The sequence below is a fragment of the Methyloversatilis discipulorum genome, assembly GCF_000385375.1.
Lineage (GTDB): Bacteria > Pseudomonadota > Gammaproteobacteria > Burkholderiales > Rhodocyclaceae > Methyloversatilis > Methyloversatilis discipulorum_A.
This window is the reverse complement of record NZ_ARVV01000001.1, coordinates 1,981,816-2,005,657: the sequence shown is the minus strand read 5'-3', so window position 1 is coordinate 2,005,657 and position 23,842 is coordinate 1,981,816. Positions and strand designations below refer to the sequence as shown.

Here is a 23,842-nt window from a genome sequence, read left to right as displayed (position 1 = left end):
GGGCAACTGACGCGATGGGACAGTTCTGGCTCAAGGTGGACAAGACGGTCCGCCATCACGCGAAGAAGACGCTGACCGACCTGCGCGGCGCCTGGTGGGACCGCACCCGGCTGCGCGCCGAGCGGCCGGTGTTCGTCGTCAGCGGCAGCCGCTCCGGCACGCAGATGCTTTACAAGACGCTGACCGAATCGTCGGCCATCGGCTCGCTGGCACCGGGAAATCTATGCCGTATGGGACTCGCTTCACCACCCGTCCGACAGGAACTGGGAAAGCCACGTGCTGGAGGCGGCCGATGCGACGGACGCCGACCGCGACCTGATCACCCGCTACTTCTATGCGCATACCGGGCGCACCCGCTTCGTCGACAAGAACAACCAGCATGGTCTGGCCGTGCCCTATCTGCACGCGCTGTTCCCGGACGCCACTTTCGTCTACATCAAGCGCAATCCGGGTGACACGCTGAACTCGATGATCGAGGGCTGGGGCATGCCGGAACGCTTCGGCAGCTGGGCACGCGATCTGCCGGCCAAGGTCGCGGTCGACGACGGCCGCTACACGCGCTGGTGCCACTACCTGCCGCGCGGCTGGCGCAATTACCTGAAGGCGCCGGTCGAGGAGGTATGCGCCTTCCAGTACGAAGCCATCCATCGCGCCATTCTCGACGCAAAGAGGCAGATCCCGGCTGACCAGTGGATAGAGGTGTTCTACGAGGACATCGTGCGTGAGCCGACCGAGGGCATCTTCGAAATATTCGACCGGCTCGAACTGCCCTTCGATGCACGCATCGAGCGACACGCGAAAGCGCTGCTCGACAAGCCCTACGACCCGCTGTTCGAGATCCGTCTCGAAAAATGGCGGCAGCACGCGCACCGCGAACGCATCGAACGCGTGCTGCCCTCGCTGCGGAGCATTGCCCGCGACATGGGCTATCCGGAAACCTTTACTGCGGACAAGGCAGCATGAATACGATCGAACCACTGCTGTTCATCCCCATCGTTGCCGTCGCGCTGGTGCAGTCGGTGTTCGGCGTGGGCGTGCTGCTGTTCGGCACGCCCATCCTCATCGTGATGGGCTATGACTACCCGACGGTGCTGGCCACGCTGTTGCCGATCTCGATCGGCATCAGCCTGTCGCAGATCGTGCGCGATGCGCGCAGCGTCGACCTGCACTTCATCCGCGGCATCCTGTTATGGACCGTACCGTGCATCGTGCTCTTCCTCATCGTCGCGCTGCGCGCCGGCCAGAGCTTCGGCCTGCTGATCGCCGGTCTGCTTCTTCTGTTCGCGCTGAAGAACCAGTGGCCTGCCCTGCGCGTCGCGATCGACCGCACCGCACGCTTCGAGCGCACCTGGCTGGTGTGCATAGGCGTGATGCATGGCCTCACCAATCTGGGCGGCTCGCTGCTCAGCATGCGCGTGCAGCAGATGAATCATGGCAAGGAGGTGGCGCGCGCAACCATCGCGGCCGCATACGTGCTGTTCGCCGCCTTCCAGCTGGCGACGCTGACCATCACGCGCCCCGAATCCCGCGCACAGCTGGGCAACAGCCTGATCTACGCCGCCGCCGGTGTCGCGGTGTATCTGTTCGCCAACGAATTCATCTTCAAGCGGATCAGCAATCAGGGCTACGCGAAAGCCTTCAACGGCTTTCTGCTGTGCTCGGGCCTGCTGGTCGCGTTCAAATCGATCTGAGGGCACGCATCCATGGACTTTCAGCCCCCGCTCCCCCGACTGTTCGCCGCGCTGAACTTCGCCGCGCTCAAGCACAGCGGTCAGCTGCGCAAGAGTGCCGACATGTCGCCCTACATCAACCATCCGATTTCGGTGGCCGACATCCTCGCGCGCGAAGGCGGCGTCGCTGACCCGGATACGCTGGTCGCCGCGCTGCTGCACGACACGCTGGAGGACACCGACACCGTTGTCAGCGAGCTGGAAGGCCTGTTCGGCGCACAGGTTGCCGCCGTCGTGGCCGAACTGACGGACGACATGACGCTGCCCAAGCCCGAACGCAAGGCTCTGCAGATCCTGCTTGCACGCGACTACAGCGAGCGCGCACGGCTCGTACGCCTGGCCGACAAGATCGCCAACGTGCGAGATGTCACCCACAACCCGCCGGCTCACTGGTCGCTCGAACGGCGTCTGCGTTACCTGCTGTGGGCGGGCGAAGTGGTCGGCTCTCTGCGCGGCGTGCACGCCGTGCTGGAAAGCCTTTTCGACGAAGCGCTCGAACAGGGCTTCGCCCGGCTGACCGCACTGGCTGAGATCGAAGCCTCCACTCCGTCGGCATCGGCTGCCAACGCATTGACCGGATCCTGACCATGCCTTCACTCCGCGACGCTTCCAGCGCCTACACCGCCCCCGTCCGTGACGACGCACGTACGCTGGTTTCGGGTCTCGCGCGCCGCCTGTCGCGCATCACGCCCGAGCGCCTGCTGCGCCACGGCAACATCCAGCTGGAACGGGCCGGCAAACGCATTGCGCGCACGCTCACGCTGCATCCGGTGCGCACGAAGCGGCCGGTGTTCATCAGTGGCTCGAACCGCTCGGGCACGCAGATGGTGTGCCGCGCGATCGGCAACTCGCCGCACGGCTGGGACTACCCGGAAGCAGATTTCTCGATCGCCTTCGAACGCTATTCGCTGCGCTCGCACGCGGTAATCGAACGGCTGATCGACTTCGCGCCGGCGCCCTACGTGAGCTTCGGCAGCATTCTCGATTCGCAGTTCACCGACGCCCTGCTCGACCGTTTCGACAATTCGCGCGCGATCTGGGTGTACCGCCGCTACGAGGACGCGGTGAATTCGTCGATCCGCAGCTGGGGCAGCCACCAGAAGAACATGATGCGACTGGTGTCGCAGGGCAAGCTGTCCCACCTCGGGCCGCGCGGCCTGCGCATTGCCGACGACACGGTCGCACTGATCCGCAGGCTGTACAGCGAATCGCTGAGCGACGAGGAGTGTGGCTGCCTGTACTGGTACATGCGCAACCGCGTGTTCTTTGACCTCGGCCTGGACCGCGACCCGCGGGTGATCGCGCTGCAGTACGAGGACGCCGTACTGCACCCGGAGCGCAGCTTCCGCTCGGTGTTCCGCTTTCTCGGCGGGCCGTACCACGCCTCGGTGGTGTCCGATGTGTTCGCCACCTCGGTCGGCAAGCAGGGCTGGCGCGGCGTATCGGCCGAGATCCGCGATCTGTGCGACGCACTGAAGGCGCGCCTCGACGCCGAACACGCACACACGCTTGGCGGCTGGGGCTGACGGACATCGGTCGCGGCGGCGCGAACGAGCTGCGGCGTCGATAAGCATTTCACCGGCAGAGCTATAAGCTCAGCAGATCTTCGTGGTTCGCGCCGCAACGGCGCCTGTCTAGAGTGGCGCCGTCCATGCACGCAGACGGAGGCCACACGATGAAATCCAGCTTCAACTCGCAGCCGTACCGGCCGCGACAGGCCGCGACGGGCCGCCGTGCCCGCTTCGGCACTGGCGCCCAACACTGAGGCGCCAGCGCCCCGCGCGCGCCGGACGAGGATGAAAAAGCGCCCCGACCCGGACACTTTCACACCGGTCGCCGAACAAAAGGCCGCTGTTCGAGGTCGATGGCACATACTTACTTCCTTGTTTGCGCACGCGCCGGAGCACGTCTGATGAAACTGAAATCCCTCTGCCTGTTGATCGGCATCGTCGTATCGACCAGTTCGACGTTGCACGCTGCAACACCTGCAGCCCCCGCACCGCTGCTGCGCCCGGTCGAAGCGCACGCACTGGCGGCCCAGGCCAGCGCCGAACTGCTGTCGCGCTTCCATTACCAGAACGTGCCGCTGGACGACGCCATGTCGTCGAGAATCCTCGACCGCTACCTGAAGACGCTGGACCCGGACCGCGTGTACTTCATGCAGTCGGACATCGACACCTTCAACTCGGTACGCCTGCTGCTCGACGACGCCATCCGCCAGCAGAACCTGGCCGCGCCGTTCGCCATCTACGCCCGCTACTCGCAGCGCCTGCGCGACCGTCTGACCGAAGCGCGCGCGCTGCTCGACAAGGGTTTCGACTTCGAACAGAACGAGAGCTATCGCTATGTGCGCACCGACGTGCCGTGGGCGAAGTCGGAAGACGAGCTGCGCGACATCTGGCGCAAGCGGGTCAAGAACGACTGGCTGCGCCTGAAACTGGCCGGCAAGGACGACGCGGCGATCCGCGAAACGCTGGGCAAGCGTTACGACCTGGCGCTGACCAATCTGAACCGGGCAAAGAGCGACGACGTGTTCCAGCTCTTCATGAACGCCTACGCCGAGTCGATCGAACCGCATACCAGCTACCTCGGACCGCGCGCGGCCGAGGATTTCGCGATCAACATGAAGCTGTCGCTGGTCGGCATAGGCGCCGTGCTGCAGGAACGCGACGAATACGTGACCATCCGCGAACTGGTGGCCGGCGGACCGGCTGCACGCTCGGAACAGATCAAGATCGGCGACCGCATCGTCGGCGTCGCCAAGGACGAGGCCACGCCAATGGCCGACGTGCTCGGCTGGCGCGTCGATGACGTGGTCACGCTGATCCGCGGCACCAAGGACACCACGGTCGTGCTCGACATCCTGCCGGCCGACGCCGGCCCGGACGTGAAGCCCAACCGGATCAAGCTGGTGCGCGACACCATCAAGCTGGAAAAGCAGGCGGCGGCCAAGTCGGTGATCGACGCTGGCAGCCAGAAGGTGGGCGTCATCACGCTGCCGACCTTCTACCAGGACGTCGAAGCCAAATCTCGCGCCGATGCCGACTACCGCAGCGCCAGCCGCGACGTGGCGAAGCTGCTGGCCGAACTGAAGGCGGAAAAGGTGGGCGCGGTGCTGATCGACCTGCGCAACAACGGCGGCGGTTCGCTCGACGAGGCGATCCGGCTGACCGGCCTGTTCATCGACAGCGGCCCGGTGGTGCAGCAGCGCAATCCGAAGGGGCAGATCCGGGTCGAGAAGGACAACGATGCCGGCGTTGCCTGGGACGGCCCGGTCGGCGTTCTGATCAACCGCGCCTCGGCCTCGGCCTCGGAAATCTTCGCCGCCGCGATCCAGGATTACGGCCGCGGCGTCGTGATCGGCGAAACCAGCTTCGGCAAGGGCACGGTGCAGACCCTGCTCGACATGGACGAAATGGCCAAGAGCGAAAAACCGACCTACGGCGAACTGAAAATGACGGTCGCCCAGTTCTTCCGCGTCAATGGTGGCACCACGCAGTTGCGCGGCGTCACGCCGGACATCCCGCTGGCACAGACGATGGACCACGAGCGCATTGGCGAGTCGAGCTACGACAACCCGCTGCCGTGGACGCAGATCGCACCGGCCGATTTCCGCCCGGCTGGCAAGCCGCAGGAACTGCTGCCGCTGCTGTCCGCCCGCCATCAGGCGCGCGTGTCCCAGGACAAGGGCTATCGCGAACTGCTGGAAGACCTCGCCGAGAACGAGGCGCTGCGCAAGCGCACCGAAATTTCGCTGAACGCGGCCGAGCGGAAGAAGGAGCGCGAAGCGCAGGAAGCGCGCCTGAAGGCACGCACGCAGTCGCGCGAAGGCGCCGACGCCGAACCGATACGCGACGACGGCCTGCAGGCCGGCGAGCGCGCGCTCGGCGCCGAACTGGCGGCCGAACAGTCACGCAAGGCCGCGCGCGACGTGCTGCTCGACGAAGCGGCCCGCATCATGGGCGACGTGGTCGACATCCTGCGCACCGACACCGAATTGGCGCGCCGCACTGCCGGCGTCGCAGTAACGCGCTGAGCGCATATTCAAAGAGGCAGCGGATTACCGAATGGACAGCGTACTGGTGGTGCCCGGCCTGAACGGCAGCGGCCCCGAACACTGGCAGAGCTGGATCGAGCCGCTGCTCGGCGCCACCCGCGTCGAGCAGGCGGACTGGTCGCAGCCGGATATCGATCTGTGGTCGGCGCGCGTCGCCGACGCGGTGCGGCAGGCGCCGGGCCGCGTCTGGCTGGTCGCCCACAGCTTCGGCTGCCTCGCCTCGGCGGTCGCTGCGCAGTCCGTCGGCGAGCGCATCGCCGGCGCGCTGTTCGTTGCGCCGGCCAGCCCGGACAAGTTCGGCATCACGGCCCGCATTCCGGCCGTGCCCTTCCCCTTCCCGGCCGTTGTCGCCGCCAGTCGCAACGACCCGTGGATGAAGTTCCTGGCGGCCGCCAGCTGGGCGGAGCGCTGGGGCGCACAGCTGGTCGATCTGGGCAACGCCGGCCACGTGAACACCGAATCCGGCCACGGCGCCTGGCCGGAAGGACTCGAACTGTTCCGCCGGCTGCAGCAGAGCGCCAGCCTGATCGCCGGCACCATGCAGGCCTGACGTCGTCCGGCTTCAGCTCTCGGCGCCGCTCAGCGCGCGCTGGGTTTCCGCCATCTTGACGATTTCGCTGGTCGCGTTCGACGTCTGCAGGGCCAGCTTGGCCACCTCTTCCGCCACCACGGCGAAGCCGCGCCCCACCTCGCCGGCTCGCGCCGCCTCGATGCTGGCATTGAGCGCCAGCAGATTGGTGCGCTTCGAGATCTCGTTGATGACGCCGGAGATGGACAGGATCTGCTGCATGCTGTCCTCCATCTTCGCGCGCTGGTCGCGCTGCAGTTCCTGCGCCTGCTTCTCGTCCGAAATGTCGCGCAGCGCGCCAGCCGACTGCAGCGCTCGACCATGGGCGTCGCGTACCGTGGCGGCGCGCTCGCGGAACCAGATGTAGCCGCGCGTGCGGTGACGCAGGCGGTATTCGCATACATAGGGCGTGCGGCCGCTGCTGTCGGTCAGGTGAGCGTTGAACGCGTCGATCACACGCGTCTTGTCATCCGGGTGCAGCACGGCAAGCCAGCTGTCCCAGGTGTCCGGAAATTCGCTGCGGCTGGCGCCGAGCAGGCCACGCAGCTGGTCGGACCAGCGCACGCGATTGTCGGCGTGGTCGGGGTCGCCATCGACGATGTCGTAGGTCCAGGTGCCTTCGGTCAGCGCCGACTGCGCCAGATCGCGCTGCGCCATGTCGGCTCTCAGCGCATCGGCCTGTGCACGCGCCTGTGCGGCTTCGTCGCGCAGAGCGTCGGCGTCGCGGGCTGCGCGCTCCGCCTCGGCGCGCGCCTGCCCGGTCTGGGCTTCCTGCGCGGCGAGTGCGTCGTGCATCTGCGCGAGCTGCCCGGGCAAGGCGCGCAGTGCGTCAAGCTCCGTCTGCAGGCGGGCTTCTCGTTCAGCCATCGCGCGCAGCGTGGCGACCAGAGGCTCCGGCAGACCGGCCGGCGGACTGGCCAGTGCGCGGTTGCTGTCGCGACACGCTGCGATCAGTGCGGACAGCGATTCGAAGGCCTTGCGGGAGCGGTTCAGACCGAACATGGGCAGCTTCCTTCTTGAAGGGGAATGAACACCTTCTCGGCCTGCGCCACGCCGCCTTTAGACTTTGTATGAAAAAAAGTTGCATGCGGCGTCGATGCACTTTGCCCGTGCGCTGCGCTGCACCACGGGCGTGCCGCGACGCGCTCGTTAATTCAGATCTACGCTAAGCAAATCACTTCTTATTATTTCCAGTAATTTAATCCACTCCCTAAGCTCTCGCCTCGACAACATTCTTCCGGGGCGATCCATGTCACCACCTTCACGTCAGTCACTGCAGGAGCGACTCGCATGAGCCGGCGTTCCTTCCAGGTGCTGCCCGGTTTCAACCTGACGCTGGGTTACACGCTGTTCTACCTGTCCATCATCGTGCTGATCCCGCTGTCGGCGGTGTTCATCAAGACGGCCAGCCTCGGTCTGGCACAGTTCTGGGACGTGGTGACGACGCCGCGCGTGCTCGCCTCGTACCGGCTGTCCTTTGGCGCCTCGCTGCTGGCCGCCGCCATCAATGCGGTATTCGGGCTGGCGCTGGCCTGGGCGCTGGTGCGCTACTCCTTCCCGGGCAAGAAGCTGGTCGATGCGCTGATCGACCTGCCCTTCGCGCTGCCGACCGCCGTGGCCGGCATCGCGCTGACCGCGCTGTACGCGCCGAACGGCTGGCTCGGGTCGGCGCTGGAGCCGCTCGGCATCAAGGTCGCGTTCACCCCGCTGGGCGTGCTGGTGGCACTGGTGTTCATCGGTCTGCCCTTCGTCGTGCGCACCGTGCAGCCCATCCTGGAAGACCTCGACACTGAACTGGAGGAAGCCGCCGCCAGCCTGGGCGCGCGCCGCTGGCAGACCTTCCGCTACGTGACGCTGCCGATACTGCTGCCGGCTCTGCTGACCGGCTTTGCGCTGGCCTTCGCGCGGGCGGTCGGCGAATACGGCTCGGTCATCTTCATCGCCGGCAACATTCCGATGGTGTCGGAAATCACCCCGCTGATGATCATCACCAAGCTGGAGCAGTACGACTACGCCGGCGCCACCGCAATCGCGGTCGTGATGCTGCTGTTCTCATTCGTGCTGCTGCTGGCCATCAACGGCCTGCAGGCCTGGACCGAAAAAGCCACCGGGAGGAACCGCTGATGGCAGCCGCCACCACACTGCACGCCGCCGGCGACGTCGCGGCGCGCTTCGAAGGCCGGGCCGCCACGCGCGAGCCGGCCTGGGTCAAATGGACGATCATCGCCGTCTCGCTCACCTTCTTCGTCCTCTTCCTGCTGATGCCGCTGATCGCGGTGTTCGTCGAGGCGCTGCGCAAGGGCTGGGACACCTATCTGGCCGCGCTGGTCGAGCCGGACGCGCTGTCGGCGATCAAGCTCACGCTGATCGCCGCGGTGATCGCGGTGCCGCTGAATCTGACCTTCGGCGTGTCGGCCGCGTGGGCGATCACCAAGTTCAACTTCCGCGGCAAGCATTTCCTGATCACGCTGATCGACCTGCCCTTCTCGGTGTCACCGGTGGTCGCCGGCCTGATCTACGTGCTGGTGTTCGGCGCGCAGGGCTGGTTCGGACCCTGGCTGCAGGAACATGACCTGAAGATCATCTTCGCCGTGCCGGGCATCGTGCTGGCCACCGTCTTCGTCACCTTCCCCTTCATCGCCCGCGAGCTGATTCCGCTGATGCAGGCGCAGGGCAAGGAGGAGGAGGAAGCCGCGGTGGTGCTGGGCGCCAACGGCTGGCAGACCTTCTGGCACGTCACCCTGCCCAATATCAAATGGGGCCTGCTGTACGGCGTCATCCTGACCAATGCGCGGGCGATGGGCGAGTTCGGCGCCGTGTCGGTGGTGTCCGGCCACATCCGCGGCCTGACCAACACGATGCCGCTGCATGTCGAAATTCTCTACAACGAATACCAGTTCGCAGCCGCCTTCGCCGTCGCGTCGCTGCTCGCCCTGCTGGCGCTGGTGACCCTGGGCGTCAAGACCTGGATCGAACACCAGGCAAGGAGGGACTCGTGACACGGGTTCGATGGGCGCGTTGCACGCGCGCCGCCAGCTGTCGATCCCGACGCAACGACGTGCGTGCGCGCGCGCAACCCTTCGGGCGTGGCAGCTGGAGCGTCCCGGCCTGCGTTGAATCTCCTTGCCTGACAGCCAGTCGGGCTGCGTCGATCCGCCTTGTCCGGAACGCTCCAGCCACCACGCGCGCGCATCGAACCCGAATCACGAGCCCCTCTTGAAGGAAGAAGAATGAGCATCCAGGTCCAGAACATCCACAAGGCCTTCGGCGACTTCGTCGCGCTGGGCGACGTGTCACTCGACTTCCCGACCGGCGAGCTGGTCGCGCTGCTGGGCCCGTCCGGCTGCGGCAAGACCACGCTGCTGCGCATCATCGCCGGACTCGAATCGGCGGACAGCGGCCGCGTGCTGCTCGACGGCGAGGACGCCTCCGACACCCATGTGCGCGAACGCCACGTTGGTTTCGTGTTCCAGCACTACGCGCTGTTCCGCCACATGAGCGTGTTCGACAACGTGGCTTTCGGCCTGCGCATGAAGCCGCGCAGCCAGCGGCCGTCGGAAAAGGTCATCCGCACCAAGGTGCACGACCTGCTGAAGCTGGTGCAGCTGGACTGGCTGGCCGACCGCTTCCCGGCTCAGCTGTCGGGCGGTCAGCGCCAGCGCATTGCGCTGGCCCGCGCGCTGGCGGTCGAACCGCGCGTGCTGCTGCTCGACGAACCGTTCGGCGCGCTCGACGCCAAGGTGCGCAAGGAACTGCGCCGCTGGCTGCGCCGGCTGCACGACGAACTGCACATCACCTCCATCTTCGTCACCCACGACCAGGAGGAGGCGCTCGAAGTGGCCGACCGCGTGGTGCTGATGGACCACGGCAAGGTCGAGCAGATCGGCACGCCGGAAGAGGTATACCGTCACCCGGCCACGCCCTTCGTCTATGGCTTCCTCGGCGCGGTGAACCCCTTCCACGCTCACGTGGACGGTGACGCGCTGCGCGTCGGCGACGAGCGGCTGCCGCACGTCGCCGACGGCTTCGCGCACGGCGACAAGGTGATCGCCTTCGCCCGGCCGCACGAGCTGGACATCCTGACCGACGCCGCCGCAACCGACGGCGTGCCGGCGCGGATCAGTCGCGTGCTGTCCTTCGGCGTCACCGCCCGGGTCGAGCTGGACGGACTGAATGGCGCCACCGGCCAGCACTTCGAAGTGGAACTGACACGCGAGCGCGTCGCCGCACTGGCGCTGGCTGAAGGCCAGACCGTACGCCTGCAGCCGTCGCGGCTGCGCGTGTTCGCGCGCTGAACGCGCCCGACCGCAGGCCGTGATACCGAAAGAAAAGACATGAATTTCCAGCAGCTCCGCATCATTCGCGAAACCGTCAGGCGCCAGTTCAACCTGACCGAAGTCGCCAACGCGCTGTTCACGTCGCAGTCCGGCGTGAGCAAGCACATCAAGGACCTGGAGGACGAACTGGGCGTCGAGCTCTTCGTCCGCAAGGGCAAGCGTCTGCTCGGCCTGACCGAGCCAGGCAGCGAACTGGTCGAGATCGTCGAGCGCATGCTGCTCGATGCCGGCAACATCAAGCGGCTGGCCGAACAGTTCGCCCGTCGCGACGAGGGTCAGCTGCGCATCGCCACCACGCACACCCAGGCGCGCTACGCACTGCCGCGCGTGGTGACCGAGTTCAAGCGCCTCTTCCCCAAGGTGCACCTGGTGCTGCTGCAGGCCAGCCCGACCGAAATCGTCGATCTGCTGAACGACGGCGAAGCGGACATCGGCATCGCGACCGAAACGCTGTCGGCGGCGCCGGAACTGGTGACCTTCCCCTTCCATTCCTGGCATCACGCGGCCATCGTGCCGGCCGGGCACCCGCTGGAAGCGGTGAAACCGCTGACGCTCGAAGCGCTGGCCGAACACCCGGTGGTGACCTATCACGAAGGCTTCACCGGCCGCGCGCGCATCGACGCCACCTTCGCCCGCGCCGGTCTGCTGCCGGACATCGTCATGTCCGCACTCGATGCCGACGTGATCAAGACCTATGTCGAACTGGGCCTGGGCGCCGGCATCATCGCCTCGGTCGCCTTCGACCCGGTCCGCGACAGCGGCCTGCGCCTGCTCGACAGCGAACACCTGTTCGAGGCAAACACCACGCTGATCGCGCTGCGCCGCAAGCACTACCTGCGCAGCTACGCCTACCGCTTCATCGAACTGTGCGAACCGTCGCTGAACGAGGTGACGGTGAAGGCCGCGCTGAAACCGAGCGCCGAAGACTGAGGTCGGCACTGCGGTCCGCGGGCTTCGATGCAGCGCGCGGTCGGGGTCAAGACCCCTCCCACAGAACCCCGCCCGGGCTTCGGCCGCGGGTCTCGCACATGCCCCCGTGGGAGCGGCCTTGGCCGCGACGCGGCCGTTGCAGACCGCCGGCTTCGATTCAGGCTGCAATCGCGAGCAAGCTCGCTCCCACCAAACCAGGCTCCGACGGCGCACGGAGCGCGATCCATGTGGGAGCGACCTCCGGTCGCGATGCGGCGGCTGCGGTCCGCGGGGCTGGAACGGGCGCTTTCTGAGTCAGAAGCCCGCGCCTGCGTGCGCTCCACCTCGCCAGCCGAAGGAAGGCTTCACACAGTCGCCGCAACCAGCGCCAGCATCAGCGGCGTGGTCAGCGCGGCGAGCGCGGTGGACATCAGCAGGCTGCTGGCCACCGGCCCCTGCATGACGTGGAACTGGCGCGACATCAGATAGACGTTGGCGCCGACCGACAGCGAGGCGAGCAGTACCACCGCCTGCGTCTCCACCGGCGGCAGACCGAGCAGCACCGCCAGCCCCCACACCACCAGCGGGTGGGCGAGCAGCTTCAGCACGCTGATGCTGACGCTCTGCTGCCAGCCTTCGCGTACGCCGAACTCCGCCAGCCCCATGCCGAGCGCGATCAGCGACATCGGCAGCGCGGCGTCGCCCAGTAGCTTCAGCGGCTGGTCGATCAGCGACGGCAGCTGGAAACCGGTCAGACTGAACACGGTGCCTGCCAGGATCGACGCGACCAGCGGATTGGTCAGCACGCCGCGTGCGGTCTTGCCGAAACCGGCCAGCGTCAGCGCACCGGTCTTCGCCCACTCGACCGACACAGTGACCAGCGTCCATAGCGTCAGCGCGTTGAACACGACCACCAGCGCGGCCGCCGGCATGGCCTCTTCACCCAGCAGGATGCGGGTGAGCGGCAGGCCGAGCAGCACGTTGTTCGAGAACACGCCGCCCAGCGCGAACACCGACTGCGACACGCCGTCGAGCCGGAACAGTTTCGCCGACACCAGGCGGCCGAGCAGGAACACGACGAGGCAGCCGCCGAAGAAGGCGGCCAGCAGCCGAACGTCCACCGGCGGCAGGCTGGCGAAGCCGCTCATCAACCGGAACAGCATGGCGGGCAGCGCGATGGTGAACACGAACTTGGCCAGCGCGTCGGCCGCCGCTTTCGGCCAGCCGCCCCAATGAACGATGCCGTAGCCGACGAACACCAGAACGAACAGCGGCGCGGCGAGCAGGATCTGCTGGAGCGCGGCGTTCATGCGCCGTCCTCCGGCGTGTCCAGCGACCTCAGTGCGTCGGCCTCGGCGCGCTCGATGCGCACGAACTGACCGCTGATCTTGCGGCTGGAAATGGCGACTTCCTGCACGTCGTCGTGCGCCTGACGGATGTGAGTGGCGAGTTTTTCCATGCGTTTGTCGAACAGCGTGAAGTCCTTGGCCAGCCGGCCCAGCGCGTCGCGGATCAGGTGGATCTGCTTGCGCGTCTCGACGTCCTTGAGCACGGCGCGCGCGGTGTTCAGCACCGCCATCAGCGTGGTCGGCGACACGATCCACACCCGCTTGGCCTGCGCGTAGGCGATCACCTCGGCGTGGTGGGCGTGCAGTTCGGCAAACACCGCCTCGGCCGGCAGGAACATGACCGCGCCGTCCGAGGTCTCGTCGGCGATGATGTACTTGGCCGCGATGTCGTCGACGTGCTTGCGCACGTCGGCACGGAAGGCCGCCTGCGCCTGCCTGCGGTCGGCTTCGGCCGCATCGGCGGCGAACATGCGGTGATAGTTTTCCAGCGGGAACTTGGAATCGACCGCCACCCGGCCGGTCGGCTCCGGCAGCCGCAGCAGGCAGTCGACCCGGGCGCCATTCGACAGCGTGGCCTGGAATTCGAAGGCGTCTGGCGGCAGCGCGTTGCGCACCAGCGCCTCCAGCTGCACCTCACCGAAGGCGCCGCGCGCCTTCTTGTCGCCCAGCAGTTCCTTCAGGCTCACCACGCTGGTCGACAGCCCCTCGATCTTCTTCTGCGCCTCGTCGATGGTGGCCAGCCGCGCCATCACGCTGGCGAAGGTTTCGTTGGTCTTGCGGAAGCCCTCTTCCAGCCGTTCGTGCACGCGGCCGCTGAGCAGTTCGAGCCGTTCGTTCACGGTGCGGGTCAGCGATTCGATCGACGCCGTCAGCTGCACCGAGGCGTTCTGCAGGCCGTTCTGCAGCGCCTCCTGCTGCACCCGCGTCTGTTCGGCCAGCGTGGCTGCGGTCTGCGCCACCAGTTCGGTGCGCAGGGTTTCCTGGCGGCTGTTCAGCGCCGCCGACAGTTCGGCCAGCCCGACCTGCTGGGCGCGCTGCAGCGCACCGACCGCGTCGCGTGCCGCGCCCAGTTCGAGCGAAATGGCGCGGCGCAGCCGCTCGTCGGCGTCGGCCTGCATGCCCACGGTGCGCTCGGTCTGCCGCTGCAGGCCCTCGTGCAGCGCGGCCAGCGTCTGCCGCTGGCCCTCCTGCGTGGCGGCGTCCAGCCCGCCGCCCAGCGCGCGCACGCGTAGTACGAGCCAGACGACTGCGCCGAGCAGCAGTATCTGGAGCAGACCGATCAGGACGAGCAGCGGGGGAAATTCAGACACGCGAGGTGAGTTGGCCGAAGGTTGAGGGACGCCCCGCACCGGGAAGGCCGGACGACTGCGAAGTATAGCCGGCGGGCCACAACGGGCTGTCACAAGGGAAGAAATCCCGCGCGTGCATCTTGGGTTCAAGAGTCGATGGTGCACTGCCGATAAAGAGCTCAATCATCCATTTCCGAGCGCCCTCATGGCCCACGCATCGTTATCCGTCGTCGCGGAAGCCGAGCAAGCACCCGGCGCCGACATCGTCCACAGCGCAAATGGCGTGCTGGCCCGCTACAAGGGCCTGACGCTGACCAGCCACTTCCAGCCCATCTTCAGCGTTTCGCACTGTCGCGCCATCGGTCACGAAGGTCTGCTGCGCGCCGCCGACGCGGAAGCGAACCCGGTCGCGCCGGCCCGCGTCATCGCCGGCGCCACGCGTTACGACGACCTGCGCTACCTCGACCAGCTGTGCCGCTACCTGCACGTGAACAACCACGCCGCGCAGGACACGCATGACGGCTGGCTCTTCCTGAACATCCACCCGGAAGTGTTCCGCAGCGGTCCGGACAGCGACCTCAGCGACTTCCTACCCGAACTGTCGGAACACCCGGACATCGATCCGCGCCGCATCGTCATCGAAGTGATGGAACAGGCGGTGTCCGAACACGCCGGTTTCGCCCGCACGGTCGAGTACCTGCGCGGCCTCGGCTGCATGATCGCGCTCGACGACTTCGGCGCCGGCCATTCGAACTTCGACCGCATCTGGACCATGCAGCCGGAAATCGTCAAGCTCGACCGCTCCTTCGCCGTCAAGTCGGTCGAGGATCCGTCGGCGCGCCGCCTGCTGCCGCAGATCGTCAGTCTGATCCACGAAGCCGGCTCGCTGGTGCTGCTCGAAGGCGTCGAAACCGAGGCGCAGGCACTGGCCGCGCTCGACGCCGACATCGACTTCGTCCAGGGCTTCTACTTCGCGATGCCGGCGGCGCGCCCGGTCGACACGCGCGAAGTGAGCCCGGTGCTGAACGACCTGTGGGAACGCTTCAACACGACACGCGGCAGCGGTGCCGCGCGCTACCGTGAACTGATCGCGCCTTACATCCACGCCATGGGCGGCTGCGCCGTGCTGCTGGAAGAAGGCATCCCGATCGAGGAGGCCTGCCGTGGCTTCCTGCAGCTGGAGCGCGCCGACTGCTGCTTCCTGCTCGACGCGGACGGCCGCCAGGTCGGCCGCAATGTGCGCACCTCACAGCCTTTCGGCACCGCCGACAGCCAGTACCGCTCGCTGTCGATCAACCGCCACGCGCGCTGGTCGCGCCGCCCCTACTTCCGTCGCGCCATCGAGCACGTCGGCAAGGTGCAGGTGACGCGCCCCTATCTGTCCATCTCGTCCGGCCTGCTGTGCGTGACGGTGTCCATCGCATACCGCGGCTGGGACGACCAGTTGCGCGTGCTGTGCGGTGACCTGCACTGGCCGCAGGTGGTCTGAACTCGACGGTGGCGTCCTTGTCTGCGTGACGGATCACTGTCACGATTGCATGATGCACGTCGCCCGTTACCTCCCGTTGCGCCGCCTGATCGCACTGCTGATGCTGTGCGCGCTGCCGCTGCACGCCTACGCGCTTCATTGCAGCACGCACTGCGCGCTGGCCGGAGCGATGATGGAGATCGACATGCCCGGCCACGACTGCGGCAGCTGCGAGGATCAGGGCGCGCAAGCGGCACTGTGCGCAGCCGCACAGGCGATCGCCCTCACGCAGTCCCCGCCGCCAGCCGCACCCGCCGGCTCGGCGGTCCTGGCGCTTCAGCACGACGCCGTCGAGCGTTCGCACATCCCCGCGCCGCTGGAGAAACCACCCAGACCGTCCTGAACGTCGCACTGTTCCGCCCCCGAATCGTTCAGGAGTCCGTCATGTTCCGTTTCAAGCTGCCGCCCGCGCGCGGCAGGCGCTGTGCCGCGCCACGCGGCTGGCTCGCGGCGCTGCCGCTGGCCGCGCTGTCGACCCAGGCCGTCGCCGGCTTCTTCATTCCGCGCGACATCACCATGTTCATGTTCACCGCCTCGCCCGACAGCCAGATGGCCGAAGTGGCGCACGGCCTGCGCGCAAACCTGTCGGTCGCCGCCGGGCAGTCGCGCTACGTGTCGGACGACGGACTGACCGAACGCCGCTACACCACCCTGCAGGCGAACTGGCTGGTGCATCGCGCCTACGGCAGCGACGGCATCACCAACGCATATATATATGGTGGACCACTGGCCGCCCGCGGCAGCGAATTCGCCGGCACCCACAGCGGCGTGCACGGCGGCTTCTGGGCCGACCACGAAACGCGGCGCATCTACGCACGGCTGTCCACCCACGCCTATCACGCGGCCGGACACACCCAGGTGGTCACGACGGCGCAGGGGCTGTGGGCGCCGTACGCCGCCGACTACGAGGACATCGCCACCTGGATCGGCCTGCAGGCAGAGCGCCGCAGCGGCCTGACCGACGCCACCCAGATCACGCCACTGCTGCGCCTGTTCCAGCGCCGCTGGTGGGTCGATGTCGGCGTCAGCGTCAATCGCGAGCACCGTGGCGACGCTTTCGTGAACCTCATGTTTCTGTTTTGAATTGAAAGGTAATGCAATGAATAAAATGAAGTTTTACATCATGACCATCGCTCTTTCGCTGACCGCGGTGCCGGTGCTGGCCGCCAGTACGATCAAGATGCAGGTCGAAGGTCTGGTATGCGCCTTCTGCGGCTCGGCGATCGAGAAAAAGCTGCGCAGCAACGCGGCCACCGCCGACGTGCTGGTCAGCCTCGAACACAAGATCGTCGCGCTGAGCCTGAAGGACGGTCAGGACATCGCCGACGACACGCTGCGCACGCAGATCACCGACGCCGGTTACCAGGTGAAGAAGATCGAACGCGTGCCCGACACGCTGGACAGCCTGCGTGCCGCGCTCAAGGGACGCTGACATGGACGCACCCGAACGCGGCCTGCGCGCGTCGCTCAGCGCCAGCGGCCTGTCGCTGCTGGCGAGCGGTTCGACTCTGGTGTGCTGTGCGCTGCCCGCGCTGCTGGTCGCACTCGGCGCCGGCGCCACGCTGGTCTCGCTGACCAGCCGGCTGCCGCAGCTGATCTGGCTGTCCGAGCACAAGGGTGCGGTGTTCGGCGTCGCCGCCGCCCTGCTGGCGCTGGCGGGTGCTGCGCAGTGGCGCGCCCGCTCGCTGCCCTGCCCGGCCGACCCCGCCGCGGCGCGCGCCTGCGCCCGTGCCCGGCGGACATCGGTGGCGGTGTATGCCGTGTCGGTCCTGCTTTTCCTGATCGGCGGCTTCTTCGCCTTCGTCGCGCCGCTGCTGCTCTGACCTGGCAGCGGATGCAGCTCAGCGCCGCGTGGGCGAAGAGACGTCGGCGTCCGCCGAAGGCGCCACGCAGGCGCTGAGTGGCGGCGGCATGTCGGGGTCGCCGCTGTTGCGCCGGCGGAACAGCTCCGTACGCGACAGCAGGATGGTGGTCACCGGCACCGTCAACGACAGGAAGATGATGATGAGCCAGGCGTGCAGCGACAGCGCGCCATCCTGCACCGAGAAGTACAGGATGCTGGCCAGCGTCACGCACCAGGCGGAAAAGCTGAAGGCCAGCGCCGGCGGATGCATACGCTGGAAGAAGCTGCGGAAGCGCACCACGCCGATCGCCGCCACCAGCGTGAACACGCCGCTCAGCGCCAGCAGCAGCGCCACCGGAATTTCGACCCAAAGGGGCAGCGGTGGAATCATCGCAGCGCCCCCGACATGACAGGCGCGCTCATTCGATCACCTCGCCGCGCAGCAGGAATTTCGCCATGGCGGCCGAACTGACGAAGCCGAAGATGGAAATGAGCAGCGCCGCCTCGAAATACATCGCGCTGCGATAGCGTATCGCCAGCACCATCAGAATCAGCATCGCAATGGTGCAGATCAGGTCCATCGCCAGCACGCGGTCCTGTGCGGAGGGGCCGCGGACCAGGCGCAGCAGCGCCAGCGCCATCGCCGTGATGTAGCAGCCCATCGCGAACACGATGGCGGAAAACAGCAGCGGACTCATTCGAATATCTCCATCAGCGGGCGTTCGTAACGGCCCTTGATCAGTGCGATCTCGGCCTCGACGTCGTCCATGTCGAACATGTGGACGAGCAGCGCGCTGCGGTCCAGCGCCAGCTCCGACCAGATGGTGCCGGGGATCACGCACATGATGGCCGCCAGCACCGCCAGCCCGTTCGGGTCGCGCATGTCCAGTGGCACCACGACGAAACCGCCGCGCGGCATGCGCTTGCCCGCAGCCAGCGTGCCGCGCAGCACGCGCCAGTTCCAGACGATCACGTCGTAACCGACCTGCATGAACAACCGCAGCGCCACCGACGGCCGGCGGAAGCGTACCGGCGTCGGCCGCAGCGACTGCGTCAGCAGCGGCACCAGCACACCGAGGAAGGCACCGAGCAGCCACTGACCGAGGCCCTGCGACGCGTTGTTCAGCAGCAGCCACAGCGCGAGCAGCGCCAGCGACAGCAGCGGAGCGGGAAACAGGCGGCGCATCATGGCGCGGACTCCTGCCCTTGCAGGCGGAGGCGTTCGGCATTGGTCGGTGTCGGTCGCGGCCGTGCCGACAGCACCGCGTCGATGTAGCCGGCCGGGCTGTACAACGCCTCGGCGGTCGCCGCCGCGTAGCGCATGACCGGCTCGGCGCGCACCGAAATGAACACGCACACCCCGACCAGTACCGCGATCGGCACGAATTCAACCACCCGCAGCAGCGGTGCCTCGCGATCGACCGGTGTCCAGAAGAAACGGATGCCGACGCGCGACAGCGCCACCAGCGCACACAGCCCGGACAGCACGATGAGTACCGGCAGCACCCAGGTCAGCAGTGCGTCGATGTGGGCGGTGTCGGCACTCAGCTCCGGCACCAGCGCCGACAGCAGCACGAACTTGCCGATGAAGCCCGACAGCGGCGGCAGCCCGGCGACCAGCAGCGTGCAGCAGATGAAGGCCAGGCCGAGCAGCGCGGTGGCGGCCGGAATGGCGTGACCGATCAGCATTTCCTCGTCCTCGTCCAGATTGACGTCCTTGTCCAGTTCCAGTTCGGCCAGCGGGAACGGCAGGTAATCCTCCTCGTCCTCCGGCGCGCGCGCGCCGGCGACGTCGGCACTGCGCGATCGCTCCATCAGCTCGGCCAGCAGGAAGAAGGCGGCCACGCCGAGCGTCGAACTGGGCAGGTAGTACAGCGCGCCGGCGGTCAGTTCTGGGCGGGCCAGACCGAGCACGGCGAGCAGCGTGCCCGAGGACACGATGACGGCGAAGCCTGCCAGCCGGCCCGGCCGCTGCGTCGAGAACATGCCGAAGGCCCCGGCCGCCAGCGTCGCCGTGCCGCCCCACAGCAGCCAGTCGCTGCCGAAGCCGGCGGAAGCGCCCGCCTGATCCGAGAACATCAGCGTGCTGAAGCGCAACAGCACATAGACGCCGACCTTGGTCAGCAGCGCGAACACTGCCGCTGCCGGCGCGCTGGCGGCGGCGTAGGCCGGCACCAGCCAGAAGTTCAGCGGCCACATCGCCGCCTTGGCCAGGAAGGCGACGCCGAGCACGGCGAAGGCGGCATGCAGCAGCGCGCGGTCGCCGGCCGCCACCTGCGGGATGCGGGCCGCGATGTCGGCCATGTTCAGCGTGCCGGTGACGCCGTAGATCAGCGCGGCGCCGATCAGGAAGAGCGAGGACGCCAGCAGGTTGATCGCCACGTAGTGCAGGCCGGTGCGCACACGCGACGGGCCGGAGCCGTGCAGCAGCAGACCGTAGGACGCCGCCAGCATCACCTCAAAGAACACGAACAGGTTGAACAGGTCCCCGGTCAGGAAGGCGCCGTTCAGGCCCATGATCTGGATCTGGAACAGCGGATGGAAATGCGCACCCGCCTTGTGCCAGCGTGCGACGGCGAACAACAGCGCCATCAGCGCGACGACGGCGGCGGTGACCAGCAGCAGCACCGACAGGCGGTCGGCGACCAGCACGATGCCGAAGGGCACATCCCAGTTCGACGGCAGGTAGACGCCATAGGCGGCGGGCAGGTCGCTGCCGACCCAGAACAGCAGCAACACCGCCACCGCCAGATTGGCCAGCGCGGCCGCCAGACCGATCATGCCGCGGATGCGGTGGCGCCTACCGTCCAGCAACAGCAGCAGGCAGGCGGTCAGCAGCGGCAGCAGGATGGGCACTATCGTGAGGTGCGGCATCAGTGCCTGCGCAAATGCCCTCATTCGGCGTCCTCCCGGCCATCGACATGGTCATTGCCGAAGAAGCCCCGCTGCGCCAGCAGCACGACCAGGAAGAGCGCGGTCATCGCGAAGCCGATCACGATGGCGGTCAACACCAGCGCCTGCGGCATCGGGTCGGTGTAGTGCGCAAGGTCGGTCGGCACGCCGGCCGCCAGCACCGGCTCGCTGTCCAGCGCCAGCCGGCCCATGCTGAAGATGAACAGGTTCACGCCGTAGCCGAGCAGCGACAGCCCCATGATGACCTGATAGGTACGCGGTCGCAGCAGCAGCCACACGCCGCAGGCGGTCAGTACGCCGATCGCGCAGGCGAGGACGATTTCCATCAGTGCGCTCCTTCTCTTTGTTGGTCGCCGCCGCGATCGCCGTCACCGTCGTCATCGCTGTCACGGACACGGCGTCCACGCACCGACTGGTGGCCCAGCGCGGTCAGTATCAGCAGCGTCGCCCCGACCACCAGCAGGAACACGCCGATGTCGTAGAACAGCGCGCTGGCGACGTGGATGTCGCCGATCAGCGGCAGGCTGAGGTGGGCGGTGTGAGTAGTCAGGAAGGGATAGCCCAGCGCGAAGGAACCGAGGCCGGTGGCCGTCGCCGTCAGCAGGCCGAAGGCGATCCAGCGCTGCGGCCGCAGGTCCATGTGCGCTTCGACCCACTGCGTACCGGACACGATGTACTGCACGATGAAGGCGGTCGACAGCACCAGCCCGGCGACGAAACCGCCGCCCGGTTCGTTGTGGCCGCGCATGAACAGGTAGACCGCGATCACCGCCGCCAGCGGCAGCACCAGCCGCACCAGCACCGCCGGCACCATCAGGTAGCCGCGGGCGGTGTCCTCGGCCGTCTGGGCGTCCACCAGATCGGTCGCCAGGTCGGCCGGCAGCGCCCGCTGCTGCGCCGGCAGTTCCGCACTTTCAGGCGCCGGACGGAAGCGGCGCAGCAGCGCATACACGGTCAGCGCCACCACGCCGAGCACGGTGATTTCGCCCAGCGTGTCGAAACCGCGGAAATCGACCAGCATCACGTTCACCACATTGCTGCCGCCGCCTTCGGGCAGCGCCCGTTCGAGAAAGAAGGGCGAAATGCTCTGCGGAAAGCTGCGCGTCATCATGGCCCACGAAAGCAGCGCCAGCCCGGCGCCCGCAGCGAGCGCGATCGCAAGATCGCGCGCACGCCGCACGCGTGCCCGCGCGCGGACGCGCAGCGACTGATTGCGCCCGACGTCTTCCAGCCGCTTCGGCAGCCAGCGCAGCCCGAGCATGATGAGCACGGTGGTGACCGCCTCGACCGACAGCTGGGTCAGCGCGAGATCGGGCGCCGAGAACCAGGCGAAGGTGATGACGGTGACCAGCCCGGACACGCTCATCAGCGCCAGCGCGGTCAGCCGGTGGTACTTCGCCTGCCACACGGCGCCGATCGCCGCGCCCGCGCCAACCAGCCACATCAGCGCGAACATCGGCGAGAACTCCAGCATGGCGCGGTCACCACCGGCCAGCAGCGCCTCGCTGCCGAGCTTGCGCAGCGGCACGGCGGCAGCCACCAGCGTCACCAGCACCAGCAGCATCAGCTGCATCTGCAGGCGGCGCGTACCGAACAGCCGCCGAGTGTGGCGGCCGGCCAGCGTGAGCCGGGCCAGCAGAGAGCGGAACACGCGCTTGCCGTTGATCCGGCCGATCAGCGGCGCCTTCGCGATATGGCCGCGGCGCATCGGGCTGCGCAACGCGAAGAACAGCGCGATGCCGCCGACCAGCGACAGCAGGCTCATCCACAGCGGCAGGTTGAAGCCGTGCCACACCGCCAGATCGAAAGCCGGCAGCGTGCCGACTACCGGCTGCGCCGCAGTTTCGAGGATGCGCTGGATGGACCACTGCGGCAGCGTGCCGACCACCAGACAGGCAAGCACCAGCACCGAGATCGGCGCCCGCATCCAGCGCGGCGGCTCGTGCGGCTGGCGCGGCAGCGCGCCGCACTTGTCACGGCCCAGGAACACCTCGACCGTGAAGCGCAGCGAATAGGCGACGCTGAACATGCCGGCGACCACGGCCACCACCGGCAGCGCGCGGTCGATGCCGGGCGAGGCGGCCAGGAACACCGCTTCGCTGAAGAACATTTCCTTCGAAATGAAGCCATTGAGCAGCGGCACGCCAGCCATCGCCGCCGCCGCCACCGTCGCCAGCGTCGCGGTGATCGGCATGTAGCGCGCCAGACCGCTCAGGCGGCGGATATCGCGCGTGCCGGTCTCATGGTCGATCACGCCCACCGCCATGAACAGCGAGGCCTTGAAGGTGGCGTGGTTAATGATGTGGAACACCGCCGCCACCGCGGCCAGCGGACTGTTCAGCCCGAGCAGCGTGGTGATCAGGCCAAGGTGCGAAATGGTCGAATAGGCCAGCAGGCCCTTCAGATCGTTCTGGAAGATGGCGGCGAAACCGCCGACCAGCAGCGTCGCCAGACCGGCGCCGGTGACCAGCCAGAACCATTCGTCGGTGCCGGCCAGCACCGGCCACAGCCGCGCCAGCAGGAAGACGCCGGCCTTCACCATGGTGGCCGAATGCAGGTAGGCCGACACCGGTGTCGGTGCGGCCATCGCATTCGGCAGCCAGAACTGGAACGGGAACTGAGCGCTCTTGGTGAAGGCGCCGAGCAGCACCAGCACCAGCATCGGCCGGTACAGCGGATGCGCGCGCACCGTGTCGCCGGCCGCCAGCACCACGTCGAGGTCGTAGCTGCCGGCGATGTGGCCGAGCAGTACCACACCGGCCAGCAGGCAGAGGCCGCCCGCGCCGGTCACGGTCAGCGCCATGCGCGCGCCGCGGCGCGCGTCCTTGCGGTGGTGCCAGTAACCGATCAGCAGGAAGGAGAACAGGCTGGTCAGTTCCCAGAACAGCACCATCTGGAACAGGTTGCCGGACAGCACGACGCCGCTCATCGCACCCATGAAGGCGAGCAGGAAAGCGAAGAAGCGCGGCACCGGGTCGGCCGGCGACATGTAGTAGCGCGCGTACAGCACGACCAGTGCACCGATGCCCAGCACCAGCATCGAGAACATCCAGGCGAAGCCGTCCATGCGCAGCACGAAGTTCAGGCCGAGCGACGGCAGCCAGGAAATTTCCTGACGGATCACCTGCCCGGCCGCGATCTCCGGAAACAGCAGCGCCGCCTGCACCGTGCAGAGCAGCGCGATCAGGCCGGCCAGCGTCGATTCGGCATTGCGCGCATTGGTCGGCAGCAGTGCTGCAATCAGGCTGCCGGCGAAAGGCAGTGCGACGAGGGTGATCAGCGGCAGTTGCATCGGATGACCATCTTCTTGTTCTCGTTT

24 protein-coding genes are annotated in these 23,842 nt (G+C 67.3%); 15 read left to right on the top strand and 9 right to left on the bottom strand.

The window, feature by feature from the left end:
• The first annotated feature begins 276 nt into the window (after positions 1 to 276).
• From METRZ18153_RS20080 to METRZ18153_RS0109445, 6 genes are all read left to right on the top strand, one after another.
• Positions 277 to 963, top strand: a complete 687-nt coding sequence (locus tag METRZ18153_RS20080; RefSeq protein ID WP_020164512.1) for a sulfotransferase family protein — start codon at positions 277 to 279, stop codon at positions 961 to 963.
• Positions 960 to 1,691: a TSUP family transporter gene (locus tag METRZ18153_RS0109465; RefSeq protein WP_020164511.1), complete on the top strand. Its 732-nt coding sequence runs from the start codon at positions 960 to 962 to the stop codon at positions 1,689 to 1,691. Before METRZ18153_RS20080 ends, METRZ18153_RS0109465 begins: the two co-directional genes overlap by 4 nt.
• Positions 1,692 to 1,703: 12 nt before the next feature.
• Entirely contained in the window at positions 1,704 to 2,315 is a 612-nt protein-coding gene (locus METRZ18153_RS0109460) for an HD domain-containing protein (RefSeq protein ID WP_020164510.1), read from the top strand.
• Between the two features lie 2 nt (positions 2,316 to 2,317).
• On the top strand, positions 2,318 to 3,256 hold the full coding sequence (locus tag METRZ18153_RS0109455) for a sulfotransferase family protein (protein WP_020164509.1): 939 nt from the start codon (positions 2,318 to 2,320) through the stop codon (positions 3,254 to 3,256).
• A 386-nt stretch (positions 3,257 to 3,642) separates the two neighbouring features.
• The gene (locus METRZ18153_RS0109450; RefSeq protein WP_020164508.1) at positions 3,643 to 5,766 is read left to right on the top strand and encodes a carboxy terminal-processing peptidase; all 2,124 of its coding nucleotides are present in this window, start codon (positions 3,643 to 3,645) and stop codon (positions 5,764 to 5,766) included.
• A gap of 31 nt (positions 5,767 to 5,797) precedes the next feature.
• Entirely contained in the window at positions 5,798 to 6,337 is a 540-nt protein-coding gene (locus tag METRZ18153_RS0109445; protein WP_020164507.1) for an RBBP9/YdeN family alpha/beta hydrolase, read from the top strand.
• Between the two features lie 12 nt (positions 6,338 to 6,349).
• On the opposite strand, the gene METRZ18153_RS21215 is transcribed toward METRZ18153_RS0109445, so the two are convergent.
• Positions 6,350 to 7,357, bottom strand: a complete 1,008-nt coding sequence (locus METRZ18153_RS21215) for a methyl-accepting chemotaxis protein (protein ID WP_020164506.1) — start codon at positions 7,355 to 7,357, stop codon at positions 6,350 to 6,352.
• Positions 7,358 to 7,645: 288 nt separating this feature from the next.
• Here METRZ18153_RS21215 and cysT point away from each other — a divergent pair, with 288 nt between their 5' ends.
• The 4 genes from cysT (at position 7,646) to METRZ18153_RS0109420 (ending at position 11,622) form a co-directional block, all read left to right on the top strand.
• The gene (cysT, locus tag METRZ18153_RS0109435; protein WP_020164505.1) at positions 7,646 to 8,479 is read left to right on the top strand and encodes a sulfate ABC transporter permease subunit CysT; all 834 of its coding nucleotides are present in this window, start codon (positions 7,646 to 7,648) and stop codon (positions 8,477 to 8,479) included.
• Positions 8,479 to 9,354, top strand: a complete 876-nt coding sequence (gene cysW / locus METRZ18153_RS0109430; RefSeq protein ID WP_020164504.1) for a sulfate ABC transporter permease subunit CysW — start codon at positions 8,479 to 8,481, stop codon at positions 9,352 to 9,354. The genes cysT and cysW overlap by 1 nt, the downstream gene beginning before the upstream one ends.
• A 231-nt stretch (positions 9,355 to 9,585) precedes the next feature.
• Positions 9,586 to 10,650: a sulfate/molybdate ABC transporter ATP-binding protein gene (locus tag METRZ18153_RS0109425; RefSeq protein ID WP_020164503.1), complete on the top strand. Its 1,065-nt coding sequence runs from the start codon at positions 9,586 to 9,588 to the stop codon at positions 10,648 to 10,650.
• Positions 10,651 to 10,689: 39 nt separating this feature from the next.
• Positions 10,690 to 11,622: a CysB family HTH-type transcriptional regulator gene (locus tag METRZ18153_RS0109420; RefSeq protein WP_020164502.1), complete on the top strand. Its 933-nt coding sequence runs from the start codon at positions 10,690 to 10,692 to the stop codon at positions 11,620 to 11,622.
• Positions 11,623 to 11,966: 344 nt separating this feature from the next.
• Here the strand turns inward: METRZ18153_RS0109420 and METRZ18153_RS0109415 are convergent, their stop codons facing one another.
• Positions 11,967 to 12,911 (bottom strand): AEC family transporter, encoded by a 945-nt coding sequence (locus tag METRZ18153_RS0109415; RefSeq protein ID WP_020164501.1) that lies wholly within the window; start codon positions 12,909 to 12,911, stop codon positions 11,967 to 11,969.
• Positions 12,908 to 14,260, bottom strand: a complete 1,353-nt coding sequence (locus tag METRZ18153_RS0109410; RefSeq protein WP_020164500.1) for a DNA recombination protein RmuC — start codon at positions 14,258 to 14,260, stop codon at positions 12,908 to 12,910. The genes METRZ18153_RS0109415 and METRZ18153_RS0109410 overlap by 4 nt, the downstream gene beginning before the upstream one ends.
• Positions 14,261 to 14,444: 184 nt before the next feature.
• Between METRZ18153_RS0109410 and METRZ18153_RS0109405 the strand changes: the two genes are divergently transcribed.
• The 5 genes from METRZ18153_RS0109405 to METRZ18153_RS0109385 are packed head-to-tail and all read left to right on the top strand — an operon-like array spanning position 14,445 to position 17,590.
• On the top strand, positions 14,445 to 15,728 hold the full coding sequence (locus tag METRZ18153_RS0109405) for a sensor domain-containing phosphodiesterase (RefSeq protein ID WP_020164499.1): 1,284 nt from the start codon (positions 14,445 to 14,447) through the stop codon (positions 15,726 to 15,728).
• 49 nt (positions 15,729 to 15,777) lie between these two features.
• Entirely contained in the window at positions 15,778 to 16,110 is a 333-nt protein-coding gene (locus tag METRZ18153_RS0109400; protein WP_020164498.1) for a hypothetical protein, read from the top strand.
• Between the two features lie 41 nt (positions 16,111 to 16,151).
• Positions 16,152 to 16,850 (top strand): hypothetical protein, encoded by a 699-nt coding sequence (locus METRZ18153_RS0109395; RefSeq protein WP_020164497.1) that lies wholly within the window; start codon positions 16,152 to 16,154, stop codon positions 16,848 to 16,850.
• Positions 16,851 to 16,890: 40 nt separating this feature from the next.
• Positions 16,891 to 17,199, top strand: a complete 309-nt coding sequence (locus tag METRZ18153_RS0109390; RefSeq protein WP_232416012.1) for a heavy-metal-associated domain-containing protein — start codon at positions 16,891 to 16,893, stop codon at positions 17,197 to 17,199.
• A gap of 1 nt (position 17,200) precedes the next feature.
• The gene (locus METRZ18153_RS0109385) at positions 17,201 to 17,590 is read left to right on the top strand and encodes a hypothetical protein (RefSeq protein WP_020164495.1); all 390 of its coding nucleotides are present in this window, start codon (positions 17,201 to 17,203) and stop codon (positions 17,588 to 17,590) included.
• 18 nt (positions 17,591 to 17,608) lie between these two features.
• Here the strand turns inward: METRZ18153_RS0109385 and METRZ18153_RS0109380 are convergent, their stop codons facing one another.
• The 6 genes from METRZ18153_RS0109380 to METRZ18153_RS0109355 are packed head-to-tail and all read right to left on the bottom strand — an operon-like array spanning position 17,609 to position 23,815.
• Entirely contained in the window at positions 17,609 to 18,001 is a 393-nt protein-coding gene (locus METRZ18153_RS0109380) for a Na+/H+ antiporter subunit G (protein ID WP_020164494.1), read from the bottom strand.
• Between the two features lie 28 nt (positions 18,002 to 18,029).
• A complete protein-coding gene (locus METRZ18153_RS0109375) occupies positions 18,030 to 18,308 on the bottom strand; it encodes a K+/H+ antiporter subunit F (protein ID WP_020164493.1) in 279 nt (92 codons plus the stop codon).
• Positions 18,305 to 18,799, bottom strand: coding sequence for a Na+/H+ antiporter subunit E (locus tag METRZ18153_RS0109370; RefSeq protein WP_020164492.1), 495 nt, complete (start codon positions 18,797 to 18,799; stop codon positions 18,305 to 18,307). The genes METRZ18153_RS0109375 and METRZ18153_RS0109370 overlap by 4 nt, the downstream gene beginning before the upstream one ends.
• Entirely contained in the window at positions 18,796 to 20,508 is a 1,713-nt protein-coding gene (locus METRZ18153_RS0109365) for a monovalent cation/H+ antiporter subunit D (RefSeq protein ID WP_029143664.1), read from the bottom strand. The genes METRZ18153_RS0109370 and METRZ18153_RS0109365 overlap by 4 nt, the downstream gene beginning before the upstream one ends.
• Positions 20,505 to 20,849 carry a Na+/H+ antiporter subunit C gene (locus METRZ18153_RS0109360; RefSeq protein ID WP_020164490.1) on the bottom strand — a complete coding sequence of 115 codons (345 nt, stop codon included), beginning with the start codon at positions 20,847 to 20,849 and terminating at the stop codon, positions 20,505 to 20,507. The genes METRZ18153_RS0109365 and METRZ18153_RS0109360 overlap by 4 nt, the downstream gene beginning before the upstream one ends.
• Positions 20,849 to 23,815 carry a monovalent cation/H+ antiporter subunit A gene (locus METRZ18153_RS0109355; RefSeq protein WP_020164489.1) on the bottom strand — a complete coding sequence of 989 codons (2,967 nt, stop codon included), beginning with the start codon at positions 23,813 to 23,815 and terminating at the stop codon, positions 20,849 to 20,851. Before METRZ18153_RS0109355 ends, METRZ18153_RS0109360 begins: the two co-directional genes overlap by 1 nt.
• Positions 23,816 to 23,842 lie beyond the last annotated feature (27 nt).

What these genes read in the sequence shown, in the direction of transcription:
- METRZ18153_RS0109365 (WP_029143664.1), bottom strand. Translation starts at nt 20,508, where the DNA reads ATGAGGGCATTTGCGCAGGCACTGATGCCGCACCTCACGATAGTGCCC.
- METRZ18153_RS0109385 (WP_020164495.1), top strand. Translation starts at nt 17,201, where the DNA reads ATGGACGCACCCGAACGCGGCCTGCGCGCGTCGCTCAGCGCCAGCGGC.
- METRZ18153_RS0109425 (WP_020164503.1), top strand. Translation starts at nt 9,586, where the DNA reads ATGAGCATCCAGGTCCAGAACATCCACAAGGCCTTCGGCGACTTCGTC.
- METRZ18153_RS0109450 (WP_020164508.1), top strand. Translation starts at nt 3,643, where the DNA reads ATGAAACTGAAATCCCTCTGCCTGTTGATCGGCATCGTCGTATCGACC.
- METRZ18153_RS0109360 (WP_020164490.1), bottom strand. Translation starts at nt 20,849, where the DNA reads ATGGAAATCGTCCTCGCCTGCGCGATCGGCGTACTGACCGCCTGCGGC.
- METRZ18153_RS0109375 (WP_020164493.1), bottom strand. Translation starts at nt 18,308, where the DNA reads ATGAGTCCGCTGCTGTTTTCCGCCATCGTGTTCGCGATGGGCTGCTAC.
- cysW (WP_020164504.1), top strand. Translation starts at nt 8,479, where the DNA reads ATGGCAGCCGCCACCACACTGCACGCCGCCGGCGACGTCGCGGCGCGC.
- METRZ18153_RS0109465 (WP_020164511.1), top strand. Translation starts at nt 960, where the DNA reads ATGAATACGATCGAACCACTGCTGTTCATCCCCATCGTTGCCGTCGCG.
- METRZ18153_RS0109445 (WP_020164507.1), top strand. Translation starts at nt 5,798, where the DNA reads ATGGACAGCGTACTGGTGGTGCCCGGCCTGAACGGCAGCGGCCCCGAA.
- METRZ18153_RS21215 (WP_020164506.1), bottom strand. Translation starts at nt 7,357, where the DNA reads ATGTTCGGTCTGAACCGCTCCCGCAAGGCCTTCGAATCGCTGTCCGCA.
- METRZ18153_RS0109395 (WP_020164497.1), top strand. Translation starts at nt 16,152, where the DNA reads ATGTTCCGTTTCAAGCTGCCGCCCGCGCGCGGCAGGCGCTGTGCCGCG.
- METRZ18153_RS0109380 (WP_020164494.1), bottom strand. Translation starts at nt 18,001, where the DNA reads ATGATTCCACCGCTGCCCCTTTGGGTCGAAATTCCGGTGGCGCTGCTG.
- METRZ18153_RS0109355 (WP_020164489.1), bottom strand. Translation starts at nt 23,815, where the DNA reads ATGCAACTGCCGCTGATCACCCTCGTCGCACTGCCTTTCGCCGGCAGC.
- METRZ18153_RS0109405 (WP_020164499.1), top strand. Translation starts at nt 14,445, where the DNA reads ATGGCCCACGCATCGTTATCCGTCGTCGCGGAAGCCGAGCAAGCACCC.
- METRZ18153_RS0109390 (WP_232416012.1), top strand. Translation starts at nt 16,891, where the DNA reads ATGACCATCGCTCTTTCGCTGACCGCGGTGCCGGTGCTGGCCGCCAGT.
- METRZ18153_RS0109370 (WP_020164492.1), bottom strand. Translation starts at nt 18,799, where the DNA reads ATGATGCGCCGCCTGTTTCCCGCTCCGCTGCTGTCGCTGGCGCTGCTC.
- METRZ18153_RS0109460 (WP_020164510.1), top strand. Translation starts at nt 1,704, where the DNA reads ATGGACTTTCAGCCCCCGCTCCCCCGACTGTTCGCCGCGCTGAACTTC.
- METRZ18153_RS0109400 (WP_020164498.1), top strand. Translation starts at nt 15,778, where the DNA reads ATGATGCACGTCGCCCGTTACCTCCCGTTGCGCCGCCTGATCGCACTG.
- METRZ18153_RS0109415 (WP_020164501.1), bottom strand. Translation starts at nt 12,911, where the DNA reads ATGAACGCCGCGCTCCAGCAGATCCTGCTCGCCGCGCCGCTGTTCGTT.
- METRZ18153_RS0109455 (WP_020164509.1), top strand. Translation starts at nt 2,318, where the DNA reads ATGCCTTCACTCCGCGACGCTTCCAGCGCCTACACCGCCCCCGTCCGT.
- METRZ18153_RS0109420 (WP_020164502.1), top strand. Translation starts at nt 10,690, where the DNA reads ATGAATTTCCAGCAGCTCCGCATCATTCGCGAAACCGTCAGGCGCCAG.
- cysT (WP_020164505.1), top strand. Translation starts at nt 7,646, where the DNA reads ATGAGCCGGCGTTCCTTCCAGGTGCTGCCCGGTTTCAACCTGACGCTG.